General features: G+C 37.8%; 21 protein-coding genes, 1 tRNA gene and 3 pseudogenes. 6 read left to right on the top strand and 19 right to left on the bottom strand.

Features of this window, described 5'->3' with window-relative positions:
• Positions 1–10: 10 nt before the first annotated feature.
• Positions 11–1,384: a phage portal protein gene (locus tag CST_RS01890; protein WP_242823572.1), complete on the bottom strand. Its 1,374-nt coding sequence runs from the start codon at positions 1,382–1,384 to the stop codon at positions 11–13.
• A 282-nt stretch (positions 1,385–1,666) separates the two neighbouring features.
• Here CST_RS01890 and CST_RS01880 point away from each other — a divergent pair, with 282 nt between their 5' ends.
• Positions 1,667–2,893: an IS256 family transposase gene (locus tag CST_RS01880; protein WP_015358103.1), complete on the top strand. Its 1,227-nt coding sequence runs from the start codon at positions 1,667–1,669 to the stop codon at positions 2,891–2,893.
• On the opposite strand, the gene CST_RS01875 is transcribed toward CST_RS01880, so the two are convergent.
• The 15 genes from CST_RS01875 to CST_RS01810 form a co-directional block, all read right to left on the bottom strand.
• Positions 2,875–3,141, bottom strand: coding sequence for a terminase small subunit (locus CST_RS01875; protein WP_015358122.1), 267 nt, complete (start codon positions 3,139–3,141; stop codon positions 2,875–2,877). The two genes, CST_RS01880 and CST_RS01875, sit on opposite strands and share 19 nt — an antisense overlap.
• Before the next feature lie 202 nt (positions 3,142–3,343).
• On the bottom strand, positions 3,344–3,769 hold the full coding sequence (locus CST_RS01870; protein WP_015358120.1) for a hypothetical protein: 426 nt from the start codon (positions 3,767–3,769) through the stop codon (positions 3,344–3,346).
• Positions 3,766–4,050: a hypothetical protein gene (locus CST_RS01865; RefSeq protein WP_015484862.1), complete on the bottom strand. Its 285-nt coding sequence runs from the start codon at positions 4,048–4,050 to the stop codon at positions 3,766–3,768. The genes CST_RS01870 and CST_RS01865 overlap by 4 nt, the downstream gene beginning before the upstream one ends.
• Positions 4,051–4,382: 332 nt before the next feature.
• Positions 4,383–4,748: a hypothetical protein gene (locus CST_RS01860; protein WP_015358117.1), complete on the bottom strand. Its 366-nt coding sequence runs from the start codon at positions 4,746–4,748 to the stop codon at positions 4,383–4,385.
• 12 nt (positions 4,749–4,760) lie between these two features.
• Complete coding sequence (locus tag CST_RS13175; protein ID WP_158399841.1) at positions 4,761–4,925, bottom strand: YezD family protein; 165 nt, start codon at positions 4,923–4,925, stop codon at positions 4,761–4,763.
• Complete coding sequence (locus CST_RS13470; RefSeq protein WP_015484860.1) at positions 4,922–5,131, bottom strand: hypothetical protein; 210 nt, start codon at positions 5,129–5,131, stop codon at positions 4,922–4,924. Before CST_RS13470 ends, CST_RS13175 begins: the two co-directional genes overlap by 4 nt.
• A 29-nt stretch (positions 5,132–5,160) precedes the next feature.
• Positions 5,161–5,523: a putative PDDEXK endonuclease gene (locus tag CST_RS01850; protein ID WP_015358115.1), complete on the bottom strand. Its 363-nt coding sequence runs from the start codon at positions 5,521–5,523 to the stop codon at positions 5,161–5,163.
• A gap of 16 nt (positions 5,524–5,539) precedes the next feature.
• Positions 5,540–6,430 (bottom strand): ATP-binding protein, encoded by an 891-nt coding sequence (locus CST_RS01845; RefSeq protein WP_015358114.1) that lies wholly within the window; start codon positions 6,428–6,430, stop codon positions 5,540–5,542.
• Complete coding sequence (locus tag CST_RS01840) at positions 6,354–7,232, bottom strand: cyclic nucleotide-binding domain-containing protein (protein ID WP_015358113.1); 879 nt, start codon at positions 7,230–7,232, stop codon at positions 6,354–6,356. The genes CST_RS01845 and CST_RS01840 overlap by 77 nt, the downstream gene beginning before the upstream one ends.
• 430 nt (positions 7,233–7,662) lie before the next feature.
• The gene (gene recT / locus CST_RS01835) at positions 7,663–8,478 is read right to left on the bottom strand and encodes a recombination protein RecT (RefSeq protein WP_015358111.1); all 816 of its coding nucleotides are present in this window, start codon (positions 8,476–8,478) and stop codon (positions 7,663–7,665) included.
• Between the two features lie 14 nt (positions 8,479–8,492).
• Entirely contained in the window at positions 8,493–9,422 is a 930-nt protein-coding gene (locus CST_RS01830) for a YqaJ viral recombinase family nuclease (protein ID WP_015358110.1), read from the bottom strand.
• A 58-nt stretch (positions 9,423–9,480) separates the two neighbouring features.
• Entirely contained in the window at positions 9,481–9,660 is a 180-nt protein-coding gene (locus CST_RS01825; protein ID WP_015358109.1) for a hypothetical protein, read from the bottom strand.
• A 155-nt stretch (positions 9,661–9,815) separates the two neighbouring features.
• Complete coding sequence (locus CST_RS01820) at positions 9,816–10,013, bottom strand: hypothetical protein (protein ID WP_015358108.1); 198 nt, start codon at positions 10,011–10,013, stop codon at positions 9,816–9,818.
• A 21-nt stretch (positions 10,014–10,034) separates the two neighbouring features.
• Positions 10,035–10,229, bottom strand: coding sequence for a helix-turn-helix domain-containing protein (locus CST_RS01815; protein ID WP_015484858.1), 195 nt, complete (start codon positions 10,227–10,229; stop codon positions 10,035–10,037).
• A 39-nt stretch (positions 10,230–10,268) separates the two neighbouring features.
• On the bottom strand, positions 10,269–10,469 hold the full coding sequence (locus tag CST_RS01810) for a helix-turn-helix domain-containing protein (RefSeq protein ID WP_015358107.1): 201 nt from the start codon (positions 10,467–10,469) through the stop codon (positions 10,269–10,271).
• 146 nt (positions 10,470–10,615) lie between these two features.
• On the opposite strand from CST_RS01810, the gene CST_RS01805 reads away from it, so the two are divergent.
• From CST_RS01805 to CST_RS01795, 3 genes are read left to right on the top strand one after another with little or no spacing between them, the layout of a single operon-like run.
• On the top strand, positions 10,616–10,957 hold the full coding sequence (locus CST_RS01805; RefSeq protein ID WP_015358106.1) for a helix-turn-helix domain-containing protein: 342 nt from the start codon (positions 10,616–10,618) through the stop codon (positions 10,955–10,957).
• A 15-nt stretch (positions 10,958–10,972) separates the two neighbouring features.
• Positions 10,973–11,443 (top strand): ImmA/IrrE family metallo-endopeptidase, encoded by a 471-nt coding sequence (locus CST_RS01800; RefSeq protein ID WP_015358105.1) that lies wholly within the window; start codon positions 10,973–10,975, stop codon positions 11,441–11,443.
• A gap of 4 nt (positions 11,444–11,447) precedes the next feature.
• Positions 11,448–12,665, top strand: coding sequence for a tyrosine-type recombinase/integrase (locus CST_RS01795; RefSeq protein ID WP_015358104.1), 1,218 nt, complete (start codon positions 11,448–11,450; stop codon positions 12,663–12,665).
• 126 nt (positions 12,666–12,791) lie between these two features.
• Here CST_RS01795 and CST_RS01790 read toward each other — a convergent pair.
• Positions 12,792–12,864: transfer RNA gene (locus CST_RS01790), tRNA-Thr, on the bottom strand.
• A gap of 169 nt (positions 12,865–13,033) precedes the next feature.
• Positions 13,034–13,186, bottom strand: a pseudogene (locus tag CST_RS13295) (IS30-like element ISCth2 family transposase); the annotation flags it as partial.
• Positions 13,187–13,246: 60 nt separating this feature from the next.
• On the opposite strand from CST_RS13295, the gene CST_RS01785 reads away from it, so the two are divergent.
• A complete protein-coding gene (locus CST_RS01785) occupies positions 13,247–14,473 on the top strand; it encodes an IS256 family transposase (RefSeq protein ID WP_015358103.1) in 1,227 nt (408 codons plus the stop codon).
• An 8-nt stretch (positions 14,474–14,481) separates the two neighbouring features.
• Here CST_RS01785 and CST_RS13170 read toward each other — a convergent pair.
• Positions 14,482–14,700: pseudogene (locus tag CST_RS13170) on the bottom strand (helix-turn-helix domain-containing protein); the annotation flags it as partial.
• Between the two features lie 207 nt (positions 14,701–14,907).
• Between CST_RS13170 and CST_RS01780 the strand changes: the two are divergent.
• Positions 14,908–15,069, top strand: a pseudogene (locus CST_RS01780) (helix-turn-helix domain-containing protein); the annotation flags it as partial.
• Between the last annotated feature and the right edge of the window lie 820 nt (positions 15,070–15,889).

The following is a 15,889-nucleotide window of genomic DNA, read 5'->3' as shown; positions in this document are numbered from 1 at the left end:
ACCTACTTCATCATCCTTCATCACCTGCTTCAAACATTGGCGGTTCCTCTGATTTTCTTTCTTTCTCAATCTGCTTTAATTCTTCTTCTACATCAGACACCCATGGATGATTTGCAAGGATAGTCTCATCGCTAATAATGCCTTTACTGTTAACACAATTATTGATAGTTTCAGTTTCATTAATCTGTATATCTCTATTGAAAATTAGCTCTACATTTTCATTCTCGTAATTTCCCTGACCGTTTTCTGCGAGATATCTGTTTACAAAATACAAAAGCTGATTAAATGACTGTCTAAATTCTACTTCCAAGTGATTGCATTTTAAATCCAGCCCACTATATAAAAACTTCAATGCTGTCCCACTGGGAGAATTACCATATTTGTCAAGGTCCTTGGGCACACCTTGGCCAAACTCATTTATATCCCGCTTTAATTGTTCGAAATGTTCCTTTGCTGCCTGAATATCTATTTTCGGTGTTAGTGTATCAACTCCACCATGCTCTGGATCATCTATTTTTATAGCCCGGTAGTAATTAAGGTCTTTCATGAAATCAGATAAATTTTCTCCGCCATAGCCTTTTAAAACATAGATAAGATTTTTTGTTTCTTCAATGAAATTATCTATTTCACTCCGTGACTTATCGTAAGCGTCCACAAGCGATTTAATGAATTTAACATCCGGATATTCAAGATGGTTATTCTTCCAGGCAATAAAAGGCACTTTCCCCCAACTTCGGCCTTCTTCCCCTTTTTTATAGTGTAGTATGGGCCCTCCTTCATATTGCTCTATATCCGGGATAAGATGGTCATTATCGAGAACATAAAAATAAACCTCTTTATCCGTGTAATATTCCACGCGAGTGATCTGCTTCTTTTCCTTGCCTTCATAAACTGTCTGCACATAATATCTAATCATGCCATAAAGTTCAGTGTGAGTGTTATCTTTCCAGAGTGGAACGCACTGTTCAGCAGGAATTATCATCATTCCAAATTTGCCCTGCTCATTTATGTAAACTTGTAACCATGCTATGCCTTTATTCGACGCTTCATATCCGAGCCTGGTAAGGGTGTATTGAAAATATTTACCCAAGACGTTTTTAACTTTCTCAATATATTCTTTATTGTCGCACTTCAGCGAATAATCCTTTGTAAGCAGATATCCTATTTTTTCATCCACAAGGTTTTTAACAAAACCATGGGCCAACCTATTGTTTGCTTTTGACCTATCTTCAATGTCTCCGCTCTCTGTATGGCGTACTATACGCCTGTTAAGGATGTCATTTTCGCACCGGTAATATCTATCGCCAATAACCATCCAGGCCCTTCTATCGGATGCCTGGAACTCTTTGATTTCGTTATATAAAATTTCTTCTACAGTCATCATGTTTATATCATTGCGGAATAAGTCTTTAAAATTCCTGAAATTAAAAAGATTAAGCAGCAACCCTTAATCACCTTCTTCACTTTAGAATTGATAGCCCTCCTGACTTCATATCATCTTCCAGGGCATATCTGACAGCATCGATCGTATGGTTATTTTTATCCGGAAATTCGGCCTTAAAATTGCCGTTATTATCTTTTTCAAGCTCATAGTTTACAAACTCTCGGGGTGTTAAAATAAAATTGTGTCTGGTGTATAATAAAATCACAAAGGAGGCTGGTAATTATGGATAAAAATACCTATTATGAAACAGTCAAAAATATGGCGGTTGAAAAAGTATTAAACCAGTATTGCTCTGATTCAGATCCATCACGCCCTGCCCTCAAAAAGTTGCTGGAGGATTTGCTCGACTGGTTTATGTTGTCTGAACGCCAAATCTATCTCTTGAAAAACGAGAACGACAAAGGCAACGGCTTTTATGATAGAAAACTTGGTACACCTATGGGTAACCTGGACATCTCTGTCCCAAGAACTCGCACTGGCGATTTCAGACCCCACATCCTACCTGAACCGTATAAAAGGGTGGATGAATCCTATACAGACCTTCTTATGTCCCTTGTTGTCAACGGTTATTCAGAATCTTCTCTCTTAAATACCCTCAAAAGCCTCAACCTTCCTTACTCTGATGATGAACTCAACAAAATCAAAGATGACCTAAAAAGTGAATTAGACCTTTTCAAACAACGGGAATTACCCGAATCGGTGTTTGCTTTATTAATCGATGCTTATCATTGTGAGATAAAAGACGGCTCAAAAGTGAAGAAAGCCGCATGCTACATAATCCTTGGCGTTGATATGGAAGGTAAGAAAGACATCTTTGGCCTTTACACCTTCTTCGGCAAAGAAAACAGAGCCGATTGGAACAAGGTCTTTGAAGACTTGATAAACCGCGGTCTTAAACGAGTTTTAGTGGTTGTAAGTGATGATTTCCCAGGTATTATCGAGACCGTCAAAGCTGTATATCCATATGCTGATCATCAGCTCTGTTTTGTACACCTTCAGAGAAATATCCGCAAATACATGACCAAAGCTGATGCCGCAGAATTCAATAAAGAACTCGATAAAATAAAATTTGCTTCTTCCTTTGATGAAGCTGTTCAAAAGTTTTATGACCTTTGCAGTAAATTTAAGAGTAAATATAGCCGATATATGAACATTCTCATGGAGAAAGCAGAACATTATATGGCTTTCATTAAATACCCCGAATCCTTGAGGAAGCATGTTTATACTACCAACAGTGTAGAGAGTATCAACAGTCTAGTTGAAAAAATTCGGATAAGATCGGGTGGTTACTTTAACTCTGTCGAAGTATTGGAAATTAACATATATTTACAGAGGGAGAACTTGAGGCGGACAAAATGGAAAAAAGCGGTACCAATGATAAATGCTCACATTTATGAAATACAACAAATTTTCCAGTTACGTTACTTTAATCAGACACAAAATTCTTGACAACTCTCCATGACGCGAGTGAGGAATTCCAGAACCTCATTTTGTGAGGCGATGCGCTCGGATTCTTTTTGCTTCATCCTCTCTTCAATGTATTTCCTAACGTTAGCATTTGTTAGCAATCTTGAAGCGTTAACTCTAGCCGCAGCATCCGATTTAACTCTATATCCTGCCCTTTTGTAGCTTTCAGTCGCATTTAACGTTTCAATGTAATAATCGCAAAATGCTTTCTGCTTTTCCGTGAGCTTCACATCACCTCACCTGCCTTAAAAATGTGCATGAAAAAAGAGCCCAAAGGCTTTATCTTCGACAACAAAGCCCGGCGGGGCAACCGGGCTGGAGGAGAGGAAGCATATATACATCAAAAGCAGCCCAAACCAGGCTGCTTGGAATGCTCGATATAATTTTTCATCATAAATCATATCACAGAAAAAACGGACATAGCGGACAACTTTAGCCCTTGGCTAAAAACCTTTCAGCTGCTTTTCTCACACTGTCCGCCGTATTATTGCCTCCTATGCTTGCTGCTACTTGCTCCCAAGTAAGCCCGTTAATATACCTTAATGTTAGTATCTGCCGCATTAAACTATCCTCTATGCTTCCTATATACTCATTCGCTTGTTCCACAAGATCCATTAATTCCTCTATTCTTCTTCTAAGCATTCTTTGCAATCTTTTCAGTCTGCGATTATAGTCCTTGTAATCTATCCCAGTTATTTTTATATTGCGTTCTATGTAAGGGAAATAAGGAGTCGAGCCTTTCACGGTATCTGTTGTAACAACATAATCCAAGTTTTCTACTTGTTTTTTCAGCATTTCTATTTCGCTTTTGAGGTGTTTTATTTGCTTCAGTTCCTTCTTTGTTATTTTTTTAGTCATACCAGCGCCTCATCCCCTTCCCCTGGAAGCAGCCCACCACGGCCAGGTCTAGGAGGCTCTTGCATAAGTTTTTCTAAAACTCTTGTCGAGATGGTTTCTAATTGTGTATATAAATCTACAAAAGGCTTGAATACCTTCTGCTCCAATTGAACAAGAGCTAGATAAAGCGGATTTGATAATTTACATAACGAAAAAAATGTTTCAGGATCCGTCTCAAAAATGTATTCCCCTATCGTGATGAATGGTTCAGAGTATTCTCTCTGAATATAGGTGTATTTCACATTCACCCCTCCCACAAAGTAAAAGAGGCACCCCAACAGCTTTTGTTTCGCTGTCGAAGTGCCTCCGGTTTTCCGGTCAGCAGTAACTCTAATACACGATGTGAAAAGCTATTTATTAACAATAATTCCCTCTATCTGATTTAAATCAATATACACTATTTCTTTTTCCCCCTTTTTTCTTTTCACTCTCCGTTCTATTTCAATCTCTCTTATTTGCCCAAATCCATTTCTTTTTACTGTGATTTCTTCGCAATCAAAATAGAGTTTGCTCTATTTTATTTCCACTTCGCATATAAATTATCACTTTACTCATAACTTCACCTTCTCCATTTTTATAATCCAGCATATGGGATATAATATATCCCACCACATTTTGGACATTTGTAATAATCAGTACCATCAATCTCTTGATATGCATATTCAAAATACTCGTCTTGTTCGCAGTTGTAACAGTTCCACCAGTGGCATCGCTCTTGCAGTATTTCCTGTATCGTCAATATTTTAGTAGGCAGATTTGTTTTCTTTATTTTATTATTTTCATCCCTTACACAATGGCATTTAAGGTCTATATAGCTATCTATATACAAAGCAATAGATGCATCATTCAATGCGAGTTTCTTCGCTATTTTCAAATTGGGGGCAGATATAAAAGTTCCTCCCATATCTTCATCAACATAAGCAAAATATATTTTATTCATCTTTCTCTCCTCCTAAAGTTTTATCTTCTCCGTCGCCCGCTCCACCATCACGGGCAAGCCATCTTGCACCTTTATAAGTATTTCGCCATACCCAAGCCGCCGGATGAATTCCAGCAGCTTAAGCTCTTTCTCGTGCAACTTCCGTGATCTCGGTGTCTCTATTGACAATTGCATCATTTCCCACCTCTCCATTCTTCCTTCTCCCTATGCTTACAATCTGGGCTAGATATGATGTCCTTATTAGTCAGAATGTTCATGCCGCCGCCATATCCGCAGAATATATATGCCCGTGCCTCTCTGTGTGAGATAGAGCCTCCTGGTCTGACTATTCTATACTTACAAGTCCAGCACGTATTGCAATTTTCCCATTCCTTCTTAGTCATCCCAGTCCCTCCTAAAATGCTTTCCCGTATTATTTTGCTTCTCCTGTATCACCGCAATGTCCCCTCTCTTCTAACCATATTCCACCTTCCCATTCACGGTATAATTCAATCCAGTCACTTAATCGCATTGTTACCAACCATTCGCAATGGTTTTTCCGATGAAATACTGCTGGCTTTTCTCCTTCTTTTGCATCATTTACTGCTTGTGCTATAGCCTCATATATATTCAGTCGTTCTTGCCTTTTGCACTCAATATGTATATGTGGTAAGCCAACTACATCTTTCCCCTCTATTCCTGAATACTGTTGACCACGCCGGCAGTTGTAGCCATATTCTCGAAGTTTCTTTGCTAATTCTAACTCTCCCCTTTTCCCTTTTCTTTTGACATTCACAATTACACCATCTCCACTATTTTATTTTTTCTTTTCTATAGTCAGCTCCCATTATTTTTACACCCCGGCACATTTCAATTATTCTTGACACTATCGCTCCCCCGCATGTTTCTAACCTTTTCTCAATTTCTTCAACCCCAAGGTTGCTCGTAACTATTATAGGTTTATAGTTTTCGTAGCGCTCGTTTATAACGTTATAAAGCTTTTCTTCCACCCATGGCGTTGGTTTTTCTTTGCCGAGATCATCTATCACCAGTAGATCCACATCATACAGTTCTTTTAAGATCTGTGTTTCCTCATACTCGCTGTCATCGCTATATGCAAAACGCAACCGTCCAAGAAGTGTTGTCACATTGCCGAAAATTACGGTGCCTTTTAAGTTTTGAATGAGATAATTAGTTATTGCTGCAGCTAAGTGGGTTTTGCCTACACCATACCCACCAGTAATAAAGAGCCCTTCTCCCTTTTCTTTGTACCTGCCAAAATTTTGCGCGTAGTCTAATGCTATTTCAAAAGCTTTCCTGTTGTAGTCCCTAATCTCAAATGCTTCAAATGTTCGATCTCTGAATCTTTTACCAAGCCTGCTCTGGTCAAAAAGCCGCTCAATTTTTCTCATCCGCTGGCGTAATTCTTCCTCCTGTTGTCTTTTGAGTTGTTCTTGATATAGCCGTTCGCGCTTTGCCACTGCACCAGGGCAATCACATTGCTCCAAGTGAGAACCGAACAGTCGTCCAAATAAAGAGTACGCTTTATGTTTTAGCATCCTCCCACAATAAGGGCAGGGTTCAGGCTCATACCTTGGATCGTCCACCAGTCCTCCATCAACCTCGTCATTCGTAGAATTTATCGTAAGTGCTTGTTGACTTGCTCTTTTCATCACTTCGTCTATACTGAGAATTTCGCCCATCAGAATATCCTCCCATAACTTTGTTGTCATATGTGCCTTCTAGGACCTTAACCATGTTGTTGTAGATTATAAGCCAATCAAAGTTACATCCCGTCCATTTTCCGCTCCGCCCCGTCAGAAAGTCGCTTTCTTCAGCACGGCGGAATACCTCTTCAAATTTCGTTAAGTCGCCCTTGAAGTTCTTCCACGCCACCCGAATATGTCTTCGCCGTTTTTCGGTGATTTGTTCTACTTTAGGCAGTGAAACACAGATACTGTTGTACATCTCAACGATACGCTGATATGGAATCTTCTCTTTTTGTTGTTGATGTAGGTTTGACGAGGGTGAGTCGGCATCAGCCGACACTATCTCGTTAGAGATAGAATTATTATTTATATCTGTTTCTGTTTCTTGTTTATGTTTATATATGTCTGCACTTTTTACTGTAGTTTTTACTGTAGGATATACTGTATCTTGCACTGCACTAAACACTTCATTATTTACACTGTATTTTTTACAGTGTATTTTTTTAAGTATTTCTTCTACTGAAAAAAGTTTGTACTTTGTCGGCTGTCCTTTCTTCCCCGGCTTAAAATCAATTAGCCCTGCCTGTTTTAGTCTGTTTCTTGCTTCGATTAGCGTTTTTTCTGATGAGGCCCCGATTTTGGCCATCAAAGCCTGATTGGTCACGGACAACCATTCAGCCCAACCAGCCCTGTTGCATAGTACAAAAAGTTTGTACCATAACAACTGCGCTGTTGTCGGCAAGTGGTTAATCTCCAACCAATCTTCGAAGGCCTCGATTTCCTTTATATAGTTCATACATTTGCACCGCCTTGCGCTCATTTCAATTCTTCCAAGTCTGGGACTAAGATAATGTCTCCCTCTTTAAGCTCGTGTGCCTTTATTCCTGACAGCTCTATTAATTCGTGCACTATCTCTCGGATATCGGCTCGCGGTCTGTATCCCGCCTCCTGGAGCTCCCTTGCAATGTGCCAGTATGTATCGCCGTATCCTACTCGGTACGGTTTGTACGATACTTGCTCGCTTCCCTGGCGTAGTATAAAAAGTGCAACAATTGCCGATAATACAACTAATACGAAAACTATGAATCTCGTCTTATTTTTGATACGGAGCCGCCGCTTTGGCGGCTCGTATCTTCTATATAGGAGCTCATTTTGACTCCTCCTCTAAACATTTTTTGCAACGATTCATTTCATCGAACTTTGTCAAAAAAACAATCCTCCCATATTTAATCCTCCTGTTCTTGATTTTCCTGATTTTCCTGATCGTCAGTGGCCTCATACTCTACTTCAATACCCTGAACCTCAGTCATATCTTCTGCAATCTCTGTCTTGATAGTTTCGTCCTGTGCTATCTGGGTGGCAAACTCTACACTCTTTGGTGCGTATTTAAGTAGTTGTTTAAGCACTGTCTTTTTTGCCATACTATCAAAATCAGTATTCCATGGACTGAATTTACCTTGCTTTGCAGATGGCGAATATTTATCTCGATGCCTTTCAATTTGCTGCCTACTCATTACAACGAATCCATGCCCACCGTTTTTAAGTTTGTATACCGCGTAATAGTAAATTGGTTCGCCTTCAGGGTCTGGCGCTGGTTTATGGACTAACTTCTCGTTAAGTCCATATTCATATTCGAATTCGTCGTTCGCATATACAGGCATAGCATATATACTTTGATATTCTCCGGTTCTATATGCTAATGTAAGCATGCCCTGGTAACCTAATTGGAATTGAACTTCTTTGCCGTATGGAATTAGATATGCTTGTCCTAGTGGAGTATTTGGCTCTAATCCTAATTGAGCTGATTGCATAAGCGCAGCTATAAAACTTATCGGTTCGCACGCCTGTAGTTTAGGCGTATTTCTTACTGCTGTCATAGCAATTCTTGCAAAGCGTTCTGGGCTTATTTGCTTGGGTAATGCTCTTTTGATTTCAGGTTCCATTTTTCTGATTAAATCAAATACAGTATTTCCGGTTTTAGCTGGTGTTTTTGCCTTTTCTGCCAACTTATTTTTTAGTTCTGTTTGATTAACAGTTGTCATCTTTTTCTCCTCCTTTACTTTATTTCAAATCTTCTATATGAACTTTCTTTCACAAATTTCTGATATATTTCCGGATGCGCTGCTTTGAGGGCCTTGCTGTCCAATCTATTGCTTCGAACCGTTTTCCAGATAACTATTCTATCCCCCACTTTGCCTGTTTCGTACTTTCCCAGCAGCGCCTTTAACTTGTTGGCAGCTTCTTCTTTCTTTTGCACTGCTGCCTTTTCTTCCGCACAAGCGATTTCATACTCGTCAATAAGTGTCTGAGCTTCTATAGGAAGAACAATTTCCGTGTCAGTGTCACTTTCTGGATAAAGCAGTTTTAATATTTCTGAACTGGATTCAGATCCATCTACAGCTGGAGGAGTTCTGTTCTCTACCATCTTCCAAAAATCTGACTCAATCTGTATTAGATAAGAAATAATATCATCGTCCCGTTCTATATACTTATATACAAACTTGTTTCCACCTATAAGAGCTGCTATCCACCAGCCTTTATATCCCGTTACCGCCATATAGTGTTGGCATTGAAGAATATATTGCTCCGGGACCTTATCATCTTTCCAATCATCTTTGCCATACTCACTGACTGTTTTACATTCAAGTCCAACTTTCTCTCCTATTAGTTCCCTATCGATATTTGCAATCATAAATGTATATTTGGGATGTTGCAGTATTGCATTTCTACGTCGTACTTTTTTGCCAGTTCTATTACTGAATTCTTTTGCTACTATATCTTCTAACACTCTTCCCCAATACATCATTTCATTGTCTTCCTGATCTGGCAATTCTCCAATTTTATCTAAATACACTTCAATAGGACTTTTCCAAGGATTTAAACCAGCAATAGCAGCCGCATCGGAGCCGCCTATGCCTCGCCTGCGGAGCTCAAGCCATTGCTCCCTTGGCATGTCCAGGGTTTTGGCAAGTTCTACTGCTGACATGATATCTTCTCCTTTCTTGACACTATATTTTTCAACTGATACAATGAAACTGGATATTTTACATGAGTTTGATGTTTTTATCCGGAGTTTTCTTTTCCGTGACAACCAGCTTCGTTAGGTCGATTGACCCGCGCTGGTTCTTTTTGTGCAGTTTTTCGTATGTCCGGATGTAAAGGATTGATGCCACAACAAAACCGACAAGAACACCGATGATACCAAGCCACGGGATTTCATACATGCTCTTTTCCCTCCTTCCTTTTTTTCGGGTATTTAACTTTCGTAGTGGTTTGTCCATTAATTTCAATCATCTTGCTATGCAATGTGGTTGTAATCCCATCGTGTTTGACCTCAAAAACGTTACAATTTATCGTGACAACATGAGTCACCCAGTTCTTACCATAGATACGCTGCTACTCTTTGCTGATCAAATAATATCCGTTTCTCTAATTCCTCGAGAGCGCTGAAACTGTCAATTGTCATACTGATTTCGATTTTTATTCCTTCTTTTTCGGGCCGTTCTGTGAGTTTCCGCTCCAGCTCGGCCACTTTTTTCTTCAGTCCCTCAACCTGCTGTTCTATTGCCTTTGCCACCTTTCTCACCTCCTCCTGACGCTATGAGTTTTCTCTTACCCCCAACCAATAGAGAAACCTCTGCTTCGGAATTATGTATTTGTTGCCAATTCTCTCGGCGGGAAACTTTTTGCTACGGAAAAGGTTGTAAACTTGATTCTTGTTCCACCCCAGAAAACGCTGAACATCCTTTGGGGTTAAAACGTTGGGGAGATCATCATACGGCGTTCCGGGCATTGATCTTGTCCTCCTTTCTTGTTGCAGTAACCTTTTAAGTTACTCCTTGGCAAAAAAAATTTCACAAGGATTATTAATGTTTAATATTTCTATCATTTTTTGAATTTCATCACTACCAAATACTCCTTTTTTCATCTTCTCGTAAAATGTTTTTGGAGCGATACCTATCCTTTCAGCAACCTGTTTTTGTGTAAGTCCATTTTTAGCTATTATTCCTTTCAATTCGTTTGTCTTTATCAAATCACTCCCTCCTTTCAGTAACTTATTAAGTTACTTTCATTATACCACGCAAAAGTAACTTGTCAAGATATTTTTGTATTTACAAATAACAATTTTGTGATATAATTAAGTTACTAATTACCAAATAAGAGGAGGAATAAACAAAATTGGCTATTGGTGATAGAATAAAAAAACTCAGAATAGAAAAAGGCATGACACAGGAAGAATTGGCCAAATATATTGATTCCACCAAACAAACAATTTACAAATATGAAAATAACATTGTGACTAATATTCCCTCTGATAAGATTGAAAAAATTGCAGAGGCATTAGGAACGACACCTTCTTATTTAATGGGCTGGAACGATACAGCTTCCAAAAATAATGTTAAAAAGCCCATCACTGTTGCCGCACATATTCCTGATGGCGTTGAACTTACTGAGGAAGATATAAAACAAATCAATGACTTCATACAGTTCATTATTTCAAAAAAGAAGGATCAAAAGTAAAGCAAAGGCGAGGCGATGTGTTTGCTTTATGAATTTCTTCTCATCAAGGCCGACAACGAAGGTATAAATGTATATGAAAAGGAAATCGGGAAATTAAAAGGATTATACTTTGACGGAAATATAATAATTAATTCTTCAATCGAAACAAATTCTGAAAAAGCCTGTATTTTAGCCGAAGAATTGGGACATCATTATACGACCCATGGAAATATATTGAACCAATGTAAAGTAGAAAACAGAAAACAGGAACGTCGGGCCCGCGCTTGGGCATACGAACGACTGGTAAGTTTGAATAGCCTGATAGAGGCATCTAAACATTGTATCAGAAATAGATTTGAGTTAGCTGAATTTTTGGGTGTATCCGAACGTTTTATTGATGAGGCAATTCAATATTACAAAGAAAAGTATGGTATTTGCCACAAAGTTGGAGATTACATAGTTTATTTTGAACCTTTAGGAGTTCTAAAAAAAGTACAAAAGGAGTGATGATATGGCTGAAAAGACCAAAAAAGCTCGTCGCGGTAGAAACGAAGGCTCCATAAGATGGGTCGAATCTAAAAAACTTTGGGAAGCTCGCTTTCCGGTAGGCATAAGGGAAGATGGTAAGACAAAATATAAAAGTATTTACGGAAAAAATAAAACAAAGCTTTTAGCTCAAATGAGAGATGCCCTCGCTGCCTTAGGCAAAGGAGAATATGTAGACGCTTCCAGTAAACCACTTATTACTTGGTGCAAAGAATGGTTTGAACTATATAAAAAACCTGATTTAAGAATTAATACAAGAGAGAAATACCTTACTTCCATTACTCGGTTACAGAGATATGATATTGCCAATATCCCGTTAAAAAATTTGAACCAGGAAATAATACAGACATTCTACAATAGATTAGCTGAAGATGGATTTAGTGAAGAAACCATAAAAGCAACGCATAGTCTTATAAATGGGGCCTTAGAAAAAGCGGAAGAATTAAAAATGGTTATAAAAAATGAAGCTCGGAAGTGCAAAATTCCAAAGGATGATATGCTGGGTGATGAAGCAGAAGAAAAAAATGCTAAAGCTTTAACAGAAGAAGAAGAAAAAGCATTTTTAGAGCAAGTCGGAAAAAGAAGCAAATACTACATGTATGCCGTTTTTATGCTAAATACAGGATTACGTCCTGGAGAGGCTCTCGCATTAACAAGAAAAGATATCAACATAAAAAACAAAACCGTGAAAGTAACAAAAACATATATTGAGAAAATAAAGAAAGTGCAAAATGCCCCGAAAACAAAATCAAGTTTTAGGACGGTACCAATACCTGATAATGTTTTGAATTTGTTAATTGAATATATGCTTAAACAACCAAATAAAGAGCCAAATGCACCGTTGTTTCAAACAAATAGTGGTAAACGACCGACAATGAGTTATCTCAGAAAAAGGTTTAAATTTGCCGGTGAAAAAGCTGGTGTTCCTTGGGTTAATCTTCATACCATGAGACATACTTACGCTTCAAAACTTTTTAAAAAGAAAATTGATATAAAAATAATAAGCCAATTACTTGGCCATAAAGATGTATCAACCACTTATGATATTTATATTCATTTTATTGATAATGTTGTTGAAGAATCCGTTAAGGTATTAAATGAAGGGCTGCCAGAAAAACTGCCAGAAAAAAATCAAAAACCAAAAGACAATATTACTCCTCTTAAAAAAGTTAGTACCCATTAAGTACCCATTAACAAACGGGAAAATTCAAAAATTAACGGGAAAATTCGGGAATAAATTTTTAAGGTTAAGGGCATAAAAAATCCTTCAAACGCTCCTTTTCTAAGCATTTGAAGGCTTTCAATTTTAAGCCCCCAATCGGAATCGAACCGATGACCTCATCCTTACCATGGATGCGCTCTACCTACTGAGCTATGAGGGCAAACATCTATATTATCTGCCACGTCTCTCTAACAGACAAAAATTATTCTAACATAAGACTGCGAATTTGTAAAGATATTTTGTTAATTTTGACTCATAGTATAAATTGCAATATTAAATGCCGTGAAAAATTTGGTAAATCCATTGCTTACTGGAATAAATTCTATACATCATACCGCCATTTCTATGGCTGACCTATAACCAAACATTCTTCTTGGATATTCATTAATCCATCTCTCTATACTTTTTATTTTTGCTTTACTTACTTTTGATATATCTGTTCCTTTTGGTATAAATCTTCTTATCAGTTTATTAATATTTTCGGGGTGTTAAAATAAAATTGTGTCTGGTGTATAATAAAATCACAAAGGAGGCTGGTAATTATGGATAAAAATACCTATTATGAAACAGTCAAAAATATGGCGGTTGAAAAAGTATTAAACCAGTATTGCTCTGATTCAGATCCATCACGCCCTGCCCTCAAAAAGTTGCTGGAGGATTTGCTCGACTGGTTTATGTTGTCTGAACGCCAAATCTATCTCTTGAAAAACGAGAACGACAAAGGCAACGGCTTTTATGATAGAAAACTTGGTACACCTATGGGTAACCTGGACATCTCTGTCCCAAGAACTCGCACTGGCGATTTCAGACCCCACATCCTACCTGAACCGTATAAAAGGGTGGATGAATCCTATACAGACCTTCTTATGTCCCTTGTTGTCAACGGTTATTCAGAATCTTCTCTCTTAAATACCCTCAAAAGCCTCAACCTTCCTTACTCTGATGATGAACTCAACAAAATCAAAGATGACCTAAAAAGTGAATTAGACCTTTTCAAACAACGGGAATTACCCGAATCGGTGTTTGCTTTATTAATCGATGCTTATCATTGTGAGATAAAAGACGGCTCAAAAGTGAAGAAAGCCGCATGCTACATAATCCTTGGCGTTGATATGGAAGGTAAGAAAGACATCTTTGGCCTTTACACCTTCTTCGGCAAAGAAAACAGAGCCGATTGGAACAAGGTCTTTGAAGACTTGATAAACCGCGGTCTTAAACGAGTTTTAGTGGTTGTAAGTGATGATTTCCCAGGTATTATCGAGACCGTCAAAGCTGTATATCCATATGCTGATCATCAGCTCTGTTTTGTACACCTTCAGAGAAATATCCGCAAATACATGACCAAAGCTGATGCCGCAGAATTCAATAAAGAACTCGATAAAATAAAATTTGCTTCTTCCTTTGATGAAGCTGTTCAAAAGTTTTATGACCTTTGCAGTAAATTTAAGAGTAAATATAGCCGATATATGAACATTCTCATGGAGAAAGCAGAACATTATATGGCTTTCATTAAATACCCCGAATCCTTGAGGAAGCATGTTTATACTACCAACAGTGTAGAGAGTATCAACAGTCTAGTTGAAAAAATTCGGATAAGATCGGGTGGTTACTTTAACTCTGTCGAAGTATTGGAAATTAACATATATTTACAGAGGGAGAACTTGAGGCGGACAAAATGGAAAAAAGCGGTACCAATGATAAATGCTCACATTTATGAAATACAACAAATTTTCCAGTTACGTTACTTTAATCAGACACAAAATTCTTGACAACTCTCGGTTATTTCTCTTTCTATTGTCCTTCTGTGCCTGCCCAACCTCTTTGCTATTTCCGTTACTGTATACTTTTCTTTTAGGTACAACTCTATGGCGTATCTTTCTCTTTCATTTAGGTGTTTGTTTTTTCTTGTTTCTGTGTTATTATTCATATATAACTCATGGTACTCCTTTGCTAATGTTTTTCTTTGGTTATTAAACATTTTACAATGGATTACCATGAGTTTTCTATATATTACGGCATTTTATTTTACAACTTCCCAATTTTGACTCATAGTAAAAATTGTTCTTATTTGAAAAAATAAATTCCACCCCTTAAAAGCAAAGAACGGAATTTAGTTTTGCAAAAGCATATGAAAAATTATTGTGGAATTAAGTTTTTCAAAAGGTTATTATGTTTTTTGGTGGTGCCTACTGAGGAGGTACTTATGAATATGAATAAACATTTGACTTTGGAGGACAGGATAATTATTGAACATAAATTAAAGGATAGAAAATCTTTTAAAGATATTGCCCGTGAACTTGGTAAAGACCCTACTACCATTGCCAAGGAAGTAAAAAATCATATTCAGCTCAGAAACACCGGTTGCTAGAGCCCACGTCTCCAGGACCATAATTAAAAGTACGGGCTTTGGGACCCGGCATAAATACCGTCATTCTTGCCCTGTCTCTAATACAATTTTAAAATTTGTCCTGATTGGTATGCCAGTGTATTTGGTGGCGGACACACCGGTCCACCCTATCAACTGGCATTCCTTTTTTGCCTTTAATTCACCTTGTTTTCACATGGCAAATTTCATTCCTATTTATAAACAAAAATTTATGTTTCCATACAGGGTAAGGAGATCACTACGCAGGAGTTCATTTGATGCCTTATAGGTAGTCTGAAAACTGAACGACCTCGTCGTAGTCAACTGCTTCAGCTTAACTCTGTTTCAATTCCTCACAGGTAGACTTCGAACTTTGAAAAGATCGACAAGATTGAATATACAGAATATGCATTTCAATTCCTTATAGGTAAACATCAAACGTATATACGATGTCCGGCCAGAGATATGTCGAATGTTGTATCAATTCCTCATAGGTATACTCAAAACTGAATATATTTACGATAAAAACATAATCAACTCTGCTCCGTTTTAATCCCTCATAGGTTAAACTTCAAACCCGTAAAATCGGCAATAAACAGTCATATTTAAAAAATACAGTTTTCAAGTTTTTAAGCGTTAGAATCCGCAAATAGCTGACATTGCTCAATTTTAAACATCCGTCGGGCCCCCGCAATTTTTAGGCTGCCGGACATCAACAAAATTTTTCATGATAAATATTACCATACATTTTATCAATTTTCAAACTAAATAAAAACCCCGCCGTAATTCTTTCAAGTTGAGAATGTAACAAATTCTGTGA

This window comes from Thermoclostridium stercorarium subsp. stercorarium DSM 8532 (assembly GCF_000331995.1).
Taxonomy (GTDB): Bacteria; Bacillota; Clostridia; order DSM-8532; family DSM-8532; genus Thermoclostridium; species Thermoclostridium stercorarium.
Note: the sequence above shows the minus strand (reverse complement) of the source record. Positions and strands in the feature narration are given on the sequence as shown.